Genomic DNA, 18,490 nt, shown 5'->3' on the forward strand with positions numbered 1-18,490 from the left:
TGATGTGAAATGCTTACCAGGTCAAGGGGCATTTATCAATTTTTTTGTATGCGCTAATATGTAGTGGGAAGGGAGTGTGTATGATGACAAATATTAAAAAATCGCAGAACTGGCTGGGGTCTCGATTTCTACTGTTTCTCGTGTTTTAAATAATTATCCGTATGTAAATGAACAAAAACGAAAAGAGATATTAGCAATTATCGAAAAGTTAAATTACACGCAAAATTCGAATGCGATTCATTTAGTACGAGGAAAAACAAATGTTATTGGAGTGCTTCTTCCATTTGTAAATAATCAATATTACAGTGAAGTTATAGAAGGTATTTCAAGAGAGGCTGTAAAACATAATTACAATATGATGCTCTGCCAAACGGATAATAGCGCGGATAAAGAAATAGAGATTTTGAATATGTTAAAGATGAAAAAGTTAGACGGAATCATTAGATGTTCGAAAGTCAATGTCTGCACAGGCCAAAGGGACATTATCTTGGTGCTCTCATACGGATTCCGAAGCCATCCCACAAACTCCACCAAGTCCTCTAATCTTATATGCTTGTAATCTTTCTCTGTTTCCTGTAAGTACAAGAAATACTGTTTGAGTACAACAATAAGTCTTCCGTGTGTTGCTGCTTTTCCCTGTAACATCCAAATACTTGAGGTACTTCACCACAGGAATCACAGGAACCCCATCTGAATCTACTAATATGTATCTCTTTCCATTCTCTAGGATCACCTCTTGTACACGCATAGTTCTTCACCTCTTAACTCCGTTGTACGATCGGTCTCTCGACCTTGCTACGCCTCACGTTGTGGGCTATATTCCCTAATACAAAATCGAACGTAAGTTCTCGTATTATTGTATACATAATAGACCATACTTTCAACCTCTAATTATGGAATATATCATGTAAGAAAAAAGCGGATTTATGCCCTAATATTGGACATAGTATCCGCTTCTAATTATAGTCTGTTTAAGAATGCTTTAGGTCTTAAGGACGGTAATATTTTTTTTATTCTTATAGTATGGTACGATCCTAACAAAGAGGGTATAAATAAAGGTGTAAACAAGGACTTGTTTTTATAAAAACGTATTGCTATAATATAAAGGTAATAAGATTTTACAATAAAAATATAAAATTAATCAGTTCGCATATAAGAGAAGACCTCAATATGCGCCATGTCCTTAGGGGACGTGTGCGTGTATTGAGGTCTTTTTGCGTTTTGCGAACAAAAACACCTGGAGGTGCAGGAATTATGTTGAATTGGTTGTCTGCAAAACTTATGACAACATCAGTAGGAGATTTCTTACTGGCAAAAAGTAGCTTTACGAAGGGGCTTGGTGGTAGTGGCAGTGGTGCCAATGCTGAAACCGTCCAAAAAAGCATGAACACTTTGGTGAAAACCTTAATTGGTTTTGGGGGAATATGGGTGGCAGCTTGCGTTGTATTTGCAGCTATTAAACTATCTGGTGCACAAGGGAAGAATCCTGAAAACCGTACACAAGCTATGATTGGTTTAGCCTGCGCAGCAATTGGAGGCTTTGTGATGATCAAAGCGTACGATATCGCTGCTTGGGTTACGACAATCTAACATAAGAGTTTGTACAAGCTTTCCTCGATTTGGGGAGAGCTTCTCTTATACAAGGGAGGAAAAAGAATGAGAAAAGTAACCGTTCCTGTTGATATGACTTCGGAACAAAAAACACTACTAGGTGTGCTGAGCAAGCGCCAATTGATTTATCTATTGGGTGGCGGAGCATCCCTTTATTTATATGTACCATTTTTATGGCGACTATTTGCACCTATTGATGCAGTAGTAGCGTTTTTTATTTGCTTAATTTTAGCACTACCAACGGTAATAGGTGTTATAGCGTTTGCGTTTATATATAAAGAAAAACAACATATGTATCTAGATAAGTATTTAATTATTAAAATGCGTAGCCGCTCCGAAAAAGGTAAGTGGAGAAAAGGGTACGAGCCAACTATATGGGCAAAGGAGAATCTGTAAATGTTAGAAATGATATATTTTGCGGCGATAGCCATTGTAGGATTTTTCTTTTATCGGAAAATGAATGGAAAACCACTGTTTGGTTCTAAGAAAAAAGGGAAAAAGCAAGGTGGAGTAGAGAAACACACTATTGAAAAAGCTGGAAAGAAAAATAAAAAAAATATGTCTGCTGAATCGGAAATTGATGAGGATAATGTTGACTTCTTTCGTGCTTTTGTAGAAGACATTAAGGAAATCGATAATCATATGATTCGGTATCATGACGACACATTTGTCCTGATTGCGGAAGCACATCCAGTTAACTATTACTTACTTTCCAATATGGAACAAGAAGCGATTGATATCAAAATTGAATCATGGTTAACCACATTAGAGTTTAATACGAAAGTATATATTCAAAGTAAGTTTGTAGATTTAACAGATCCTGTACGAAAAATGACAGAAACAATGAAAGGTGCGAAGGACCTTACACCAGAGACAGTTCTATATGGGCAAGAAGTTATCGATAACTTAGAGTACTGGCAACGTTCGCAACCTCGATATGAACAAAAACGTTATTTAATTTACCCATACAAGGTTGATATTAGTACGATTACTGCTGATACAGAGGAAGAGTTGGAAGAAAAGATTGTGGATAAGGCGTTTAACGAATTATATCGCCGTTATAATGCTTCTCGAAATCTACTATCGAAAGCAAAAATTAATGTAGAAATGTTAACGAAAGATAAATTAATAGAACTTTTATACGTAGCATTTAACCGTCGTAAAGCTGTAAAAGCTCGTTTCCAGGACTTAATTGAAAACGAGAATTTCTCCCTCTATTCAACAGGAGAAACAAATGAAAGAAAACTAGAGATAATGAAGAAAGTGCTAGCGGAAGAAAAAGCAGAAAAATCAAATAACGGGGTGGCGTAAACATGAGGTTATTCGGAAAAAAGAAAAAGGAAAAGAAAAAAATAGAAGCAGAAGAGAAGGATGAATTGCAGCTAGAGGAGGAAGAGGCGGAAGAAGAGGAAGTACCGACGCAATTAGATAATCAAACAACAGTGTTTGATGTTATTGCTCCAGAAGGAATGAAAATTGATGCAGAAGATTATGGGGTCATTAAACAATCTTTAGGAAGTAATACGTTCTTCCGTCCGTTTTATATTCCACGTGATGGGTACCCGCGTATGATGCAAACCAATTGGCTCAACATGTTAACTTCGGCTGGGGAAGTGGATGTCATGATCGATATTCATAAAGAACCAAAAGCTAAAGCAATGCGATCATTAGATATGCAGTTGACGATGTTACGTTCGAATCTTTCTTTCCAACGTACACGAGGAAACATTGACCAAGAAAAAGACTTAGATGCAAAAATTCAAGATACAAACAATTTAATGGATGAAATCCAGTTCAATGAAAACGACTCCTATATGGTGAGTACCATGGGTGTTGCGTATGCCGAATCAAAGAAAGAATTGGACGTTTTATGTGAGTATATTGAAGATGAAATGCAAGCATCTCATTTTAAGATTGCAAGTACTTGGAACCGTGTGAAAAGTGGTTTGAAAGCTACTATGCCATTAGGTGCACCAAATACGCTGCAAGATACCTATCGAAATATCGATAGACGTGCGTTATGTACGTTTGCACCATTTGTATCAGGATCCGGGAGATTTAATGGTGGCATACCAATAGGAAAGAATAAAATTACTGGGCAAGTAGAATTTTTAAATTCATTTGGTAATGCAGATTATCGCCCGCCAAACTATAACATTGGTGTAACAGGGATCTCAGGTTCCGGAAAAAGTTTACTTTTAAAAATGAAGTTAGCTCGTGAAACGTCACTTGCAGATACGCATGCAATGATTATCGATCCAGAAGGAGAATTCGTAAAAATTACAAAACGTCTAGGTGGTATTAATTTAAATATTTCACCTGAAAGTAATATCATTATCAATCCTTGTGCAATCGCTGTAACAGAACTTCAGATTACGGATAAAGATGAAGAGCTAGAAGCACTTGAACAATATGATAAGAAAGAACTTGTAGAGTGTGATGGCATGAAGTATGTGAGATTTGTACCAATTTTAGAGAAAATCAATGAAATACTAGGTTTCTTTGACATTATTATTCGCGGGCAAGACTTTGATCAACCAGGATTAAATGTATTCCAACGTACTATGCTAGAAGATGCAATCCGTGAAGTGTTTGATAAACATGGTATTACTTCACATCCTTCCTCTTTATATACAGATGAAGTGAAGAAAGTGGATGGACAGTTAATTCAGTCTCAAGTGAGAAAGCCAGAGCCAGAGTTAAAAGAAATCTATGATGTCATAGTAGAACATCATGGAGACGATGTAAAAGCAGAAGAGTTAATTGCTGCGATTCGACCATTCTTACGCGATGGTTCAAAACCATTATTTGATGGACAAAGTCATTTTGGTCGTGGTGTGGAAACTCAGTTAAATGAATCACGCGTTGTTAATTTCAACATTAGTCATTTAGAGGAAGGGTTTTTAAAACCAATCGCTTTCCACGTTATCTTGAACTATATTTGGGAGCATTGGATTAAGAGTCCAGAACACGCTATCAAGCGAAAAGTATTATATGTTGATGAGATGTGGCAGTTTATCGACTATGAACAAACGGTTAACTTCTTGGAAAAAGTAGCACGTCGTTCACGTAAAAGAAATGCCGGTATGTGTTGGGCAAGTCAGGACTTTGTTCGTATTTTAGAAAATGTAAAAGCTCGTGGTATCTTGCAATCTACTTTCTCTTATTTCTTCTTAGAACAAAATAAAATTGATAAGAAAAAGATCCAGGAGAACTTTAACTTAACTGCTGGGGAGCTTGATATTATTCTCAACAACCCTGGAAAAGGAGAAGGGATTTTCCGTGTCGGAGATAGTTCGGTTTGGATTCAAACTGATCCATCTGACAAAGAAATGATGTTCATTGAATCAAATGAAGCGGTACTACAAGAGCTTTTAAACAATATGAAGAAAGTACAAGGGTACGCAGGATAATGGCGTACTCTTAAAAAGGAAGGTGAAATTATGCTTGAGAAAATAGTAGAGTGGGTCGGAGGCTTAATTATTGCTATAGTAAAGGCTTTTCTTAGTCCGGTGTATGCAACTTTGGATCCGCTGCCAGTTTTAGTGTTTGGAGGAGAGGGAACAGAAGGAAAGGGGACAAACTTAGATTTCTTATTTTCAGGTAATTCTCTAACCAAAGTATTAGACACAGGCATGCCTGTCATGTTCAAGCTTGTTGCTTTTTGTGTCCTTGTCAGTGTAGTTATTACGGCGGCAAAATATTCGGCAACAGCTATTAATCCAAATAATAGAACAGCATTAATAGAGTATGCGAAGGATTTGATGATCATTTCAATTTTTCTTTGGCACCTCGATTACTTCTATACACTCATATTTGAAATCAATTCTTGGATAATAATAGAGTTTAGAGACGCTGTTAATGTAGCAAGTGGGGGGGATTTTGATCCAGATAAGGGTACTAAATTTCTACAACCTGGATTTGGTGGGGCTGGACTTACCATTACTGAGCTGGGTTTGAAAGGTCATGAAAATGACTATATGTTTATTATATTTGGTTTGTTTATAGAAGCTGGTCTCATCGTCTGGGCAAACTTTTACTACTTAATGCGAGCGGTGTCACTATACGTTTTAATGTTAATTGGTCCGTTAATGGTAGGTATGTGGCTATTTCCACAAAAGAAACAACAGACATTATATTGGATACGTGAATTTATAGGAGCGGTGTTCATACAAGCAATTCATGCAATTACCTTATGGCTCATTATTTCTTTAATTGGAGCAGCAAATAGTCCGTTAATCAAATTAATTTTACTTGCTATGTTTATCCCAATAGGTGAGATTGTAAAAAGTTTTATTGGCCTTAGTACCAATGCATCAGGTGGCATTCATAGAGCAGGTACGATGATGGGTATGGGTGCTTTAGCAAGTGTGGCTGGACTCGTTAAAGGTGTTCGTGATGACTACCGTAATTCAAAAGCAAAACCTGATGATAAAGGGGATAAAGAAAAGACAAAAGAAGATGCTGATAACCCGAAAGATGCATTAGGAGCGAATTTAGGGACAGATGTTGGTACAACATCTCGTGCAGCTCGTATGTTAAAAGCTGGTCAAATTGGAAGTTCAATTGGTAAAGCGGCTGGTGGACTTGCAGGTATGACAGCAGGAGCTGGTCTTGGACCAGAAGGAATGGCAATAGGGACATTTGCTGGCAGTAAAGCGGGCGGATTTACTGGTGCAGTTACTGGAAGATCTGCTGCTGCAGTTGGCGAAGGGGCTGTAGCCTTAGGAAAACATATTGGTTCGAGTGTAAAGAAGGGTGCGGATACGTATTCAAATCTAAATGACAAATCTTATCCAGAACTAACCGATGAAGATATTGCACAGGATTTAGCTACAAAAGATTTTGAAAATTGGAAAGCGGATAATCCCGATTCTGCAGTTGCAAGTCGCTTAAAACACGCATTCCCTAGTGCCTCCGATGCAGAGATTGCTAAAAAAGTGGCAAAAACAAACAATGATCAAATGTCTCGTTTCTCAAATCAGCGGAAACAAGATTTACAAAATATGAAGAAAACCGCTACACCATATGGAAATGCTAGAGAGTTAGTTAACGCTGCAACGAATGCATTCCAAAAGGGTTATGAGGCAGACCATAAAGATACGTTTATGAGTCAGTTACCAGAAAATATTTCAGCGGAAGAGAAAGAGAGACACTGGAACGACCACCTGAACACAAAAGTACAAGGATTTAGAAACCACGCAGAACAGGCGGCAACAAAAGCAGGAGCCATGCCAGTTGATGCGAAGGATAAGCAAGGAAATAATCTGTTTGATAAGTCCTATGTGAATAAAGATGCGTTTGCTTCCCGACTTGCATTAGGAAAAGTCGGAAAAGCAGTTGAGGATGTAAAAGGAGAAACGTTAGAAAGTGGCCATCAAAATATGGGACAAGTAGGTGCTCTTGTCGGTGCTTCTACTGCTGCATTTAAGAAAGCGTATAGTGCAGACCATAAGGCTGGATTCATGAAACAATTCCCTGCAGATATGCCGCAACAAGAAAAAGAAGCCGCATGGAATAAACATTTAGGTCAAAAAGTACAAGGATTTCAAAATCATGCGCAAAAAGCTGCAGAATCAGCTGGTATTGTACAGCAAAAAGACGGTACAAACTATGCGAATAAAGAAGCTTTCGCTTCTCATTTATCACAACAGTTACAAAAAGATCCTGGTTTAAATGCTATGGGTGTATCTAGCACAGCAGGCATTCAGAAGGCAGTCAACGGTGTGAAAACGCACGGTTTGACAAGTGGAGCAGGAAGCCAGAAAGCGAAACAAGTAAGTAATGTTGAGAACCTGGTACAAGCCTCTACAGAATCCTTTAAACAAGGCTATGCAGCAGAACAACAGGCAAGCTTTATGAAAAAGTTGTCTCCAACTATGTCTCAACCACAAAAAGAGCAAGCTTGGCAGTCGCACCTGAATGAAAAAGGAAATGAATTTAAAGCAGTGGCACAACAAGCGGCAGTACAAGCGGGAGCGATGCCCGTACAGGCGAAAGATACGAGTGGTAAGAGTTTACATAATCAATCGTATATTAATAAAGATGCCTTTACTTCGCAATTAACGAAAGGATTACAAAGCCATGCAAATCTTGGAACAGTGAGTCAACAAGTAGGTTCTGGAATTACTAGTGCGATTCAAGGTGTTCGTTCACATGGTGTTGCAACAGGTGGCGCAATCAATAAAGCTGTATATGCGGCGACACAAACGCAAGCGAGTATAGCACATGCAGGAGATCTTTCCGTTGCGGAAATTGAACGCTCTTATGCAGATGCATCAACAAGTGTAGCAAATATTGCACAAAGTGCTGGTAAAATGTCTATCCCAACATCTGCAGTGGGACGTATGACACAGCAGAGTACAAAACTTGGCATGAGTGTAATGGAAGGTGCGAAACACCTTATGCTTGCGGATAGCATTGATACGGTATCAAATGCATACTATAGTGCTGCGAGTGCTGTACAACAATCCGGAGGGAATGCAGTACAAAGAATGATAAGTGGAACTAATGCTGCTGTTAATACATCATTAGGAGGGAATGCAGCAGAGCGTCACTATAATGTGACAAAAGGCTTAAGTTACGCCGCAGGTGTGATTGGTGGTGCAGGTGCTTATCAAGCGACTGCACGTATGGTAAGTAAACATAATCCTTATAACAATGCTGTTCAAACAGAGGCAAAAGAAATTCAAGAGATTCAGAGAATGGTACCAACAACAACGGATGCTACTGGAAAACAATCGGTTGTTCAAGGTGCAGTACGTCTTGTTACGACAAATAATAAATCCTGGATTGAAGCAAAAGATTCTAGTGGCGTGACGCAAGTTGTATCTCGTTATGCTAGTGGTGATAGTAGTATTCGTTCGGGACAAGTCGTATATCAAGATTTAAATATTTCGGACGGACAATTAACGCAGTACCGTAATGGTATGAAAGCTACACCAGCGTATGTTCAAGATTCTAGTGGTGGGAAAATTAGTATCAATCGTTCTATCAACGTTAACCCAAATCAATTAGTAGGAAACCAAAATCAAAGGTCATTACACCAGAAATCAGTATTTAATGAACCGCCACTTACGGTCAATCACAAGGTGGACAATGGTCACTTCTATATGTCTGATTTAGACCAAGGTGGTTATAAGAATGTACAAATGGTCGTAGAAAGAGATCGTAGTTATATGGTTGCGACAACAACAGACGGTACACTGTCACGTATTTCGCCATTCGGAAAAGGAGATACGCGCTTACAAGCAAACCAAAGGATTGAAAGAGCTTGTGAAGTGAAGGACAGTAGTATTAAGCCAAGAGAAGAAATTCTAGTAACACATACACAGGACAAGGTTGTTCGTACAGAGACGCACCTGAATTTATCAGAACATGACCCACAAAATCTGATTCCATTTGCGCCAAACCCTCGCTTAGCACAGCGAAGAGGAAGAAATTCTCAAAATGGAAAATATGGTGTGATAAGTCTATGAGTCAAAATCCTAACGATCCAAATGAACAGAAAAAAAGTAACCCTTTAAAAGATGTAGCTTCCCACTTTATTAAGAAAAAAGGGATGCAAGCGCGCGGGAAGATGGCAAAATTGGCAGGGAAAGCAGGAAAGGCAGCAGCGAAAGCTGCTGCCAAAATGCTAAAAGCAGGTATACTAAAAATTGTGGGTGCCGTTATAGCAGCGGTTGGAGTACCTGCCGCTTTAATTATGGGAGTAATTATTGCTGTGTGTGTGATTTTAGTCTCTTTTGTACCTTTTACCGATGATGAAGGTAAGACAGAGGAACAAGTAAAAAAATATATGGAAGTCTCAATGGCTCTGAATGTGGATTGGAAAGAGGTTGTCGCCTTTGACATGGCACGATATGATAATGATTTAACTGGTAAAGATCCGCATGATGCTATATCATATTTCTTGGATATCCAATATGAAGAATATACGGAAAAAGAGGTATGCGAGGAAGGACCGAATGGTCCTTGCGAAAAAAAGAAAAAGGAGATGCAAAAAACCAAGTCTGAAAGTTATTCTGGACCAGATGTAAAAAAGATATTAGGAGATACAGATTTTAAGAAAAAAATAGATGAGATTAATGCGAGTGGAAGTAAAAAAGTGACAACATCTTCTCATGGGCTAGAGAAAGCCATGGAACTCGCAAAGTTTAGTAAAAGTCAAAAAGAGCGGGCTCGTGAGATATTAGAAGCCGGGATGTTAGAAGGAATGTATGGACATCTTGCTCCTACTACTGGTGGATATATTGGTGGTATGTGTGTAGGTGCTGTGAGTCCAGGTGGAGAACCTGTCAATATCAATGAAAAGGTAACAGGTTACCTTCCTAAAATTAAAGAGATGGCGGAAAAACATGGGGTTGCTCAATATGTTGGTATTCTCGCAGCCCAAATGATGCAGGAGTCAGCTGGAGCGGGAAATGACCCGATGCAAGCAGCAGGCGCGACACGTTTCTCTATAAGCGTTTAGACGTGAAGTGAGAGTGTTGCTGAAATTTATCTTAAGCAACAATAACTAATATATCGAGAGTTGGAATGAAAATCGTCATGTTGAATTGAAACAACTCCATTAATACTCCTACATGCATGATTTGTTAGTAGACAGATTGTGTATGAAGCTAGGTGAAGTCGGCTGAACGAGCCTAAGTGATTTTTAATCATATGGTGTAGGATAGGTCGGATGGCTGAAAAGATAACTATGGTGAGAATGTCCCTTATGGGTCTGACGAATTTGCGAAGGTACGGGTCTAAAATTGCACTATACCGAAAGGTATAGCACACAAGAGTGTGGTAGGGTACCGAGAAGTACGAATCTGACGGTAGGAAATCGGGATAAGCAACGATGAGCTTATAAACTCTACAGGCTTATAGCAAACACCTACGGTTATCATGAATAGCTAGATATATTGGAACGTGGGAAGCAAAAAACTGCTAAATGAAAACAGCTACTACTGGGCAGGTGGATATAAGGTAATTAGCCGAAATTCCTTTATTTTTGTGAAGGTAGGGGCACAGTACCGTTGAAGCGTCTAATGAACGTGGAGGGATGGCCCCAAGTCTAGTTTGTTTTATGTTTAATTTTAAGAAAATGAAGCTCAATGGTCAGGTAGGAATGTGGGCAAAAACCTAGGAGGTTTCCACAGTTGAGCACAACAATGAGATATTGGGAATATTACAATATGCAAGAAACATTTGATAGGTTATATGAAGAAAGTCAAGGAAATAAATCATTCCATGGTCTATATGAATTGATTACTTCGGAGAACAATATTCTTTTAGCATACCGAACAATAAAATCTAACAAGGGGTCCAAAACCGCTGGCACGGATTTGTTCACGATAGATAATTATAAACCAATGTATAAAAAGGAATTCTTATCATTGGTTTGTAAACAACTAGAGATATACAAACCAAAAGCAGTAAAGAGAGTTTTTATTCCTAAGTCCAATGGAGATAAAAGACCTTTAGGAATTCCAACAATGTTTGATCGGTTAATTCAACAAATGATTAGGCAAATTTTGGAGCCGATTTGCGAGGCGAAATTTTACGAACATAGTTATGGATTTCGTCCGATGAGAGGAACAAAACATGCCATTTCTAGAGTAATGTTTTTGATAAGCAGAAATACTTTTCATTACGCGGTAGATATAGATATAAAAGGATTCTTTGACAATGTTAATCACACATTACTTCTAAAACAATTGTGGAATATGGGTATTAAAGATAAGCGAGTGTTAAAACTTATCTATTTAATTCTAAAAGCACCAATTAAGGGATTTGGAATTCCAAAAAAGGGAACACCACAAGGTGGAATACTCTCGCCATTACTATCCAATATAGTTTTAAATGATTTAGACCAATGGATAGCAAGCCAATGGCACTATTTTGAAACATCATATCCATATACAAATAATGCAAATCAAAAGCGAGCAATGAAAGGTACCAAATTGAAACAAGGATTTATTGTTCGTTATGCAGATGATTTTAAAATTATGGCAAAGGATTTCCGAACGGCACAAAAATGGTTTTTCGCGACAAAAATGTATCTCAAGGAACGATTAAAGTTGGACATTTCACCAGAAAAATCCAGAATAATCAACCTTAGAAAAAACAAATCTGAGTTCTTAGGATATTTATTATATGTAGTACCCAAAAGAAACAAATGGGTTTGTAACTCTAGGATATCAAATAAGAAAAAGAAGCAAATCAAACTTGAGATCAAAAAGCGAATAAAAGCTATTCAGTTGTCATCAACTCGGAAAAATGTGCAATTATATAATGCCTATGTACTTGGACTGCGTAACTATTTTAGGTATGTTACACATGTAAATATTGAAATGAAACAGCTTGCATTTAACCTATCATTAGTAATATTCAATCGATTAAAAAGTGTCGGGAAATATGAAGTTCCAATCAATGCACCTCCGGTGTTTACAAAATTCTTTAAAAATAATTATCGAACATTTAAAGTATGTGGTATTTACTTATTTCCACTAGCGGATATACAAACAGCAACTATATGGAATTACACGCAAACCCAAACACCTTACAATCAAAAAGGCCGAAAGATTGCCAAACATATTGAGTTAAATAAATTGGTATTAGGCGAAATTAAGAAACTACTAACTGCAAATATCCCTAATGAAAGTATAGAGTACTTGGATAATCGAATGGCAAGGTATTCTATGTTGAATGGAAAATGTGAGATACTTAAAGAATTTTTACCAGCAAGTGAGCTACATTGCCACCACTATATTCCGAAGGGATTAGGCGGAACAGATGAGTATGAAAATCTTAGAATCATTCATAAAGAAATTCATAGATTAATTCACATGACAAATAAACAAACGATTGAATCCTACTTTCAAAAACACTCGTTGACTGTGGAACAAGTTAAACGAATAAACCAATATCGAAGAGCTTGTAATTTAGAAAAAATTAAACAATAAACAAATTAGATGGAGCGCCGTATGAGGTGAAAGTCTCACGTACGGTGTGGAGTGGGGGAAAAGGTAGAGATAACTTCAAATCCTTACCTATCACTAACAGTCACAAGGTTGGGCAATGAATACAATTTCTAACCCGAAAGATTCTATTTACTACGGTGTTATGCATTTAAAAGGCGCATTTGATGATGCGAAAATGCTAGGGATTAATGATTTGTTAGCCATTGTACAAACATACAACTTTGGTCGTAATTATGTGCATTGGTTAGCGACAAATAGTAAAACGCATTCTTTACAAACGGCTGATTATTATTCTTTAACAGTTGTTGCACCTGCTGGTGGTAATAGGAATGGAACAACAATTGGATACAGTCAACCTGTAGCAATTGCTTACAACGGTGGTTATCGCTATATCAATGGCGGTAACTTTTATTATGCAGAAATGGTGAAACAATATTTAAGTTTTAATAACGGGACTGCACCAGTAAACGGATCAGAAACCTTTAAGAAAATAATGGAGGAAGCTTTGAAATATAACGGAAACCCGTATGTTTGGGGCGGGAAAACTCCTGCACAGGGATTTGATTGTAGTGGATTAACCTCTTGGGCATTTAGAGCAGCAGGAGTCAATTTAAATGGTTCAGCATCAGAACAATACTATGCAACTGTAGAAGTTGATCCGAAAGATGCACAACCAGGCGATTTAGTTTTCTTTAAAGGGACATACGGTGGGCCCGATCATGTAAGTCATGTAGGGATATATGTTGATGCTAATACAATGTATGATTCTGAAAGTTCAGGGATAGGGTATCACCAATTTACATCACCAGGATGGCAAAAGTACTATGCAGGAATTAGAAGAGTAGTTCCAAAATAAAAAAAGAAATGGGTGCAAAATAAATGAATAATATATCAAAGATTTTAGGTGTAGTGTTGATTTTATCACTGGCTTTTAACGGAATACTGAGTTATAGCACAAAGAAAGAATTTGAAAAGAAGGATAAAAAACATCATGTGACTGTAGCGGAAAAAGAGAAGCAAATCGGAGATTTAAAAGTGAAGTTGGAGCAGGAAAGTAAAAAAATAAATGAGGGTGCAGCGGACGAAAATAAAAAAGAAAGTAATCCAACAGTAGATTTACAAAACAAATACAGAGAAGTTGCAAATCAATTCGTACATGCTTATTTAGATTATTCGGTACAAAATAAAGGCGAAAGACGAAACAACTTGTTAAAAATAACGGACAAAAAGGTAGTAGATGTAGTAGCACCTAATACAGATGATTTAGGCGATCCAAACTTCAAATCACATGTAAATAAGGCTGCAATATACATTAATTCAGAAGGTGATATTTCTAAGAAATGTACGGCTTTACTTGATGTGGAGTACACAATTGAGGGATTAGAAAATAAAAAAACAACGATTAACAGTGTTGTAAAGATAACGCTAGAAAAGCAAGGGGAAGAAATTAAAGTTGTAGAGTATAATCCGTATCCAGCGAAACGATGAATAGAAAATGATGTAAACGAAAAGCCCCTTACTAACTAGTATGGGGCTTTTCGTTTAACAAATAAATCTAACAGGAAGGAGTAACATCATGCTTTTGAGTGAACTAAAACCCAATCATGATTATGTAAAAGAAGGTAGGTATTTAATTTTAAGTCTACGAAAAAAGAAGGGGATTCGAAAAGATAAGTTTATTGAAATCCCGATAACATGGTTTGATTATAACTTTGGGGAAAAAGTGGAATGGCTCATTGTACGTGAATATCAGTCTAGTGTTAATGGGAAAGAAAAGTATACAAATTATAAACTTGAAAACATTCACGCTCACGTGAGCGTAGTAAATGTGAAAGGAGAAACAACAAAATGAATTTTAATTTTGGAATGAATAAGGAAGGTAGAAAGCCTGCAAATACAAAAAGGAAGGCGTATTTATATACTTTAGGAAGTTTTTTCACAGTGTTTTTTGTACTTTGTATTTCTCCTGTTTTTAGTGGAGCGACATATAAATTTGAAGAAATGAAAATAGGTGAGTATCAGAGTTTGTCCACCACGGTAAAGATTTCAGTTGCAAAAAAAGAATACAATCCAGTCAATCAAACGTTACGAATTGATTATGAGTTAAGGGCAGATAATGACTCTCAAATTCTAAGTAATATGAAATACAAAGTAGAGAATAAATACATTAAACAAAAAGATAATAACGTGAAAACGAAGGTTTATCGGGCAAGTGATAACTACATTGTGGTAATTAGTGAAAATGTTCCTGAAGAATTTGGTGTTGTATCTTCGGTTGTGAAGCCTGAATATATTCATCCTGAATTGCAAACGGACGTGGATGATCTAAAGGAACGGAGCTTGAAAACGTACGTTTTAGAAAATGAAAAATTGATTAATAAAGAATTGAAAAAGGAATCGAAAGATTTCTATGAAAAAGAGTATCTTGCATTTTCGCAACAGGGATTGAGAAAAGAAATGAAAGAAATAGAGAAGAAAATTGATGATAAAGCTTCAGCTATGAAGCAATTAAAAATCAAAAATGAAAAGTTAACAAAAGAAATGGAGTACCAAACAGAGGGCGAAAAAGTGAAAACCAAAAACACAATAAATTCAAATGAGTCTACCATTAACAACCATCAAAAAGAAATTGATGTATTAAAAGAAGACATCAAAATGAAAGAAAAGAAAATTAAATTGCTGAGTGAAAAGAAAAAAACGATATAAAAAATAGTGTTTTTGAGTGACCACTAAGTGACCACTGAGTGCCACGAAATGACCACTATCCTTAAAATATGACCACTGAGCGACCACTCGGAGAGGATTAGTGATATCAATTTGAGTGAAGTAGAAACCTAATAGGCACAGCCTATTTAAGCGCTTTGTTTACAAAGTGATATCAGGTTTCCTTATGCTCTTTTTTAATCACTGTCTTTAGTTCTTAACTAGAAAGGAGGAAATACGACTATTCTAGTTATGCATTTATCAGAAAGGAAGTAATAACATGGACATCTTGTTAAGAGGTATTGATCCTAAATATATAAAAGATATTGATAAGAGGTGTGAATTAATAAGTGTGAAATTGAAGAGAAAGTATACTCGTGCAGAATACTTGAGAAGTCTCATTCAAAACGATGTAGAACATTCTTTGCTTCAGTTTAAGCAAGATAAATTTGATGAAGCAGTCGGCAATGTTACCGTGTCATTAGAAAGACAAGAGAATAAGTTACAAGAGTATATAGATGCAACTAATGAATTAATAATGAAATTAGCTACTCGTAATTAAAGACAGGAGAGAGAATATGAGTGAAGTGGTTTTGTCTGATACAGCAAAGTTTAAGATTACTAGAATTCATAATGATATTGTGGAGGAATACTTGCAACAGCATCCTGAGTATAAAACTAAAGCGGATGTGTTTAGACGTGCAATTGGGTTGTTAGATGAAGATATGAGGAAGGAAAAAGGCGAGGATGATGTATCACTTTTGAAAAAAGAAGTGAAAGGTTTAACGCAAGCCGTTAATACAATGAAACAACAAATGGATATATTAATTAAGTTAAACATGGAACTTATTGCACGATCAGGAAGCGATTTAAGTTTAGAAGAATTGGAGCAGGAAGTTAAAAGTGAAATTGCTTCTGCTGTTACAAAGAAATCGGAAGGGAAGTTCTCTCGAACTGTTAAACGTGAACCTATAGAAGTAAACATGCAAGAGCAGGAACACATACAGAGAGAAGTTAAAACACCATCTTTTGCAAAGAAAACATTACCGATGATTACGGATGATGTACAAATTGTCATGAAAAAAGGTAAACCACATAAGGCAATTTCTAGATTAGGACAGACCATGTATGAGGAAATTGAGTGGGAACAAATCCCCGAACATAGACGAAAAGAATTAACATAACTTGAAGGAGAATGATGTATGGGAAAATCACCAAGTATCATATTAACATCTCAATATACCATTCCAAACCAAAAGAGTTTTACAACGTATGTAGATTATTGCATGAGACAAAAAGCACTTTTAAAAGAGAGACATACCTTAACAAATACAGAACTAACCGAACTGAGTCGATTGCAAAATGCAATTGACTCTTTTGATATGGAGAGGGGAAGTCCTCATTCTAATCAAAAGAAAGTGAGTGTATCTGAAAAAGAAGCAGAAGCAAAAGTGCTTTTAACTTCTCCAAACAGTTTTAATACTACGACTGATTTTGAAAAGTATGTTAGCTATATGGGAAGAAAATATGCGCTAGAAAGCAAAAAGAAAATGACTAAAACGGAAGAAGAAGAGGTGTTATTACTTAATAAACATATAGAAGATTTGTCTCCTGAACAAATGCAGGAGAAGATAAAAGCAGAAGAAATTTTGTCGGGTGTTTTCTCGAAAAATAAAAATGTAATTACCTCCAATGATTTAAATGAAATAAAAGAGTTGGTGGGAAAAGCACAAAATAAAGGTTCGGTTTATTATCAAGATGTTATCTCATTCGATACGGACTTTCTAATAGAACAGAAACTATATGATCCTGTAACGGACGTGTTAGATGAAAATCGGATTCGAAATGCAAGTCATAAAATGATGGAACAGTTATTCAAGGATGAACAAATTGAAGAGAATAACGGCTTTTGGTTTGCATCTATTCATCGGAATACAGAACACATTCACATTCACTACGGAACAGTAGAAAAAGAAAATAGAAGGAAGCTAGTCGAAGTTAAAGTGGATGGAGAAACTTTTTACGAACCAAAAGGAAAAAGAAAACAAAGTACACTAGATCATATGAAAACAACTTTTGCGAACTCTCTCGTAGATCGTACAAGTGAGTTGAGTCGAATATCTAATCTAAGAAATAACTTAGTGCAAGAAGTCAAAAAGGAGTATCTACAATCAAAAGAAAAGCAACCAAGTAGGGAAGTTACTTTGTTACAAGAGATATACAACGGGTTACCTAGTAACAAAAAAGATTGGACATATGGCAGCAAAAGAATGCCGAATGAAACAAGAAATAAGATTGATGAACTGACAGGATTGTTAATGAAAGAAAATCCTATTTTTAAGGAATATCAGGAAGCTGTAGAAAAAGAATCTAGTTTTCAGAAGGGTTTATATGGAGAATCGGAACGGGAAGAAAAAGATTACGCAAAGAATCAAATGAAAGATATGCAGAAGCGTATGGGTAATTCCTTACTAAAAGAACTGAAGAAAAAGCAACCATATGAGGACAATCCGTTGTATCAGTTTCAGCAAAAGAATGAACAGATTAAAAAGAAATATGAAAGGGGGCGGTTAGAAAAAAGAAGAGAGTACACTACATATTCTCAATACAAACCGCCATTAATTCGAAAAAAGGATGTCCGAAATATTGAAGCGGCGTTGAATGATGATTTAACAAAATGGCGTGCAGAACAAGAGTATGAGCGTGTACAGGAACGAATTGCACGACAACAAGAAATGGATTATTAATTTAAAAGGAGGATTTAAAGTGGAGAAAAAAGTGTATTATTCCATCGTTTCAAGTACAAGATTTAGCCGTAATGAAGAAAATAGAACCATTATAGAAGAGAATATAAAGAAAGGAGAAAATCATTTTCTAATTCGGAACGATGATTATGGTGAGTGTTTTGAGGTGGATTTTGAGAAGCAGATAACTGAAGAAGAAAATGAAAACTGGATACTGGAAACGGTTATTGGTTTTGCTGAAAAATATAAAATTACAGAATTTGAGTTGTGGAAAAAATTTGAGGGTGATTCTACATATGATAAAGGATTTGGAATAGTGATAGTGGGTTCAATGGATAATCCAATGCTAAAATTTAAAGAAGTATACTCGGGTTCGTTAGAGAATTGGAATATAAGTTGGGACAAAGGAAAACAAACTTACGAAAAAATATACTTCAAATTAGCGTTGTAATAATAGAAAGG

At 36.5% G+C, this 18,490-nt stretch carries 13 protein-coding genes and 4 pseudogenes; 16 read left to right on the top strand and 1 reads right to left on the bottom strand.

Features of this window, described 5'->3' with window-relative positions:
- Positions 1-83: 83 nt before the first annotated feature.
- Positions 84-460, top strand: a pseudogene (locus ACXKY9_RS32495) (LacI family DNA-binding transcriptional regulator); the annotation flags it as partial.
- Here ACXKY9_RS32495 and ACXKY9_RS32500 read toward each other — a convergent pair.
- Positions 460-748 (bottom strand): annotated as a pseudogene (locus ACXKY9_RS32500) (site-specific integrase); the annotation flags it as partial. The pseudogenes ACXKY9_RS32495 and ACXKY9_RS32500 overlap by 1 nt on opposite strands.
- Positions 749-1,170: 422 nt before the next feature.
- Here ACXKY9_RS32500 and ACXKY9_RS32505 point away from each other — a divergent pair.
- The 15 genes and pseudogenes from ACXKY9_RS32505 to ACXKY9_RS32575 all read left to right on the top strand — a co-directional run bounded on the left by ACXKY9_RS32505 (position 1,171) and on the right by ACXKY9_RS32575 (position 18,479).
- Complete coding sequence (locus ACXKY9_RS32505) at positions 1,171-1,590, top strand: hypothetical protein (RefSeq protein WP_016090328.1); 420 nt, start codon at positions 1,171-1,173, stop codon at positions 1,588-1,590.
- A gap of 66 nt (positions 1,591-1,656) precedes the next feature.
- A complete protein-coding gene (locus ACXKY9_RS32510) occupies positions 1,657-2,007 on the top strand; it encodes a PrgI family protein (RefSeq protein ID WP_016090329.1) in 351 nt (116 codons plus the stop codon).
- On the top strand, positions 2,008-2,922 hold the full coding sequence (locus tag ACXKY9_RS32515; protein WP_016090330.1) for a hypothetical protein: 915 nt from the start codon (positions 2,008-2,010) through the stop codon (positions 2,920-2,922).
- A gap of 65 nt (positions 2,923-2,987) precedes the next feature.
- Complete coding sequence (locus ACXKY9_RS32520; RefSeq protein WP_372588503.1) at positions 2,988-5,024, top strand: VirB4 family type IV secretion system protein; 2,037 nt, start codon at positions 2,988-2,990, stop codon at positions 5,022-5,024.
- 30 nt (positions 5,025-5,054) lie between these two features.
- A complete protein-coding gene (locus ACXKY9_RS32525; protein ID WP_016090332.1) occupies positions 5,055-9,089 on the top strand; it encodes a TrbL/VirB6 family protein in 4,035 nt (1,344 codons plus the stop codon).
- Positions 9,086-10,054: pseudogene (locus ACXKY9_RS32530) on the top strand (lysozyme family protein); the annotation flags it as partial. The gene ACXKY9_RS32525 and the pseudogene ACXKY9_RS32530, both read left to right, overlap by 4 nt.
- A 703-nt stretch (positions 10,055-10,757) precedes the next feature.
- A complete protein-coding gene (gene ltrA / locus ACXKY9_RS32535; protein WP_000108316.1) occupies positions 10,758-12,563 on the top strand; it encodes a group II intron reverse transcriptase/maturase in 1,806 nt (601 codons plus the stop codon).
- Positions 12,564-12,660: 97 nt separating this feature from the next.
- Positions 12,661-13,437, top strand: a pseudogene (locus tag ACXKY9_RS32540) (C40 family peptidase); the annotation flags it as partial.
- 23 nt (positions 13,438-13,460) lie between these two features.
- On the top strand, positions 13,461-14,069 hold the full coding sequence (locus tag ACXKY9_RS32545) for a hypothetical protein (RefSeq protein ID WP_016097306.1): 609 nt from the start codon (positions 13,461-13,463) through the stop codon (positions 14,067-14,069).
- 88 nt (positions 14,070-14,157) lie between these two features.
- Complete coding sequence (locus ACXKY9_RS32550; protein WP_016097307.1) at positions 14,158-14,433, top strand: DUF5513 family protein; 276 nt, start codon at positions 14,158-14,160, stop codon at positions 14,431-14,433.
- A complete protein-coding gene (locus tag ACXKY9_RS32555; RefSeq protein ID WP_016097308.1) occupies positions 14,430-15,287 on the top strand; it encodes a hypothetical protein in 858 nt (285 codons plus the stop codon). Before ACXKY9_RS32550 ends, ACXKY9_RS32555 begins: the two co-directional genes overlap by 4 nt.
- Before the next feature lie 277 nt (positions 15,288-15,564).
- Positions 15,565-15,846: a hypothetical protein gene (locus ACXKY9_RS32560; RefSeq protein WP_016097309.1), complete on the top strand. Its 282-nt coding sequence runs from the start codon at positions 15,565-15,567 to the stop codon at positions 15,844-15,846.
- Between the two features lie 16 nt (positions 15,847-15,862).
- Positions 15,863-16,468: a hypothetical protein gene (locus ACXKY9_RS32565; RefSeq protein WP_016097310.1), complete on the top strand. Its 606-nt coding sequence runs from the start codon at positions 15,863-15,865 to the stop codon at positions 16,466-16,468.
- Between the two features lie 18 nt (positions 16,469-16,486).
- A complete protein-coding gene (gene mobP2 / locus ACXKY9_RS32570) occupies positions 16,487-18,031 on the top strand; it encodes a MobP2 family relaxase (RefSeq protein WP_016097311.1) in 1,545 nt (514 codons plus the stop codon).
- 19 nt (positions 18,032-18,050) lie between these two features.
- Positions 18,051-18,479 (top strand): DUF5514 family protein, encoded by a 429-nt coding sequence (locus ACXKY9_RS32575; protein WP_016097312.1) that lies wholly within the window; start codon positions 18,051-18,053, stop codon positions 18,477-18,479.
- The last annotated feature ends 11 nt before the right edge of the window (positions 18,480-18,490 follow it).

The sequence above is a fragment of the Bacillus sp. 2175 genome (assembly GCF_057812155.1).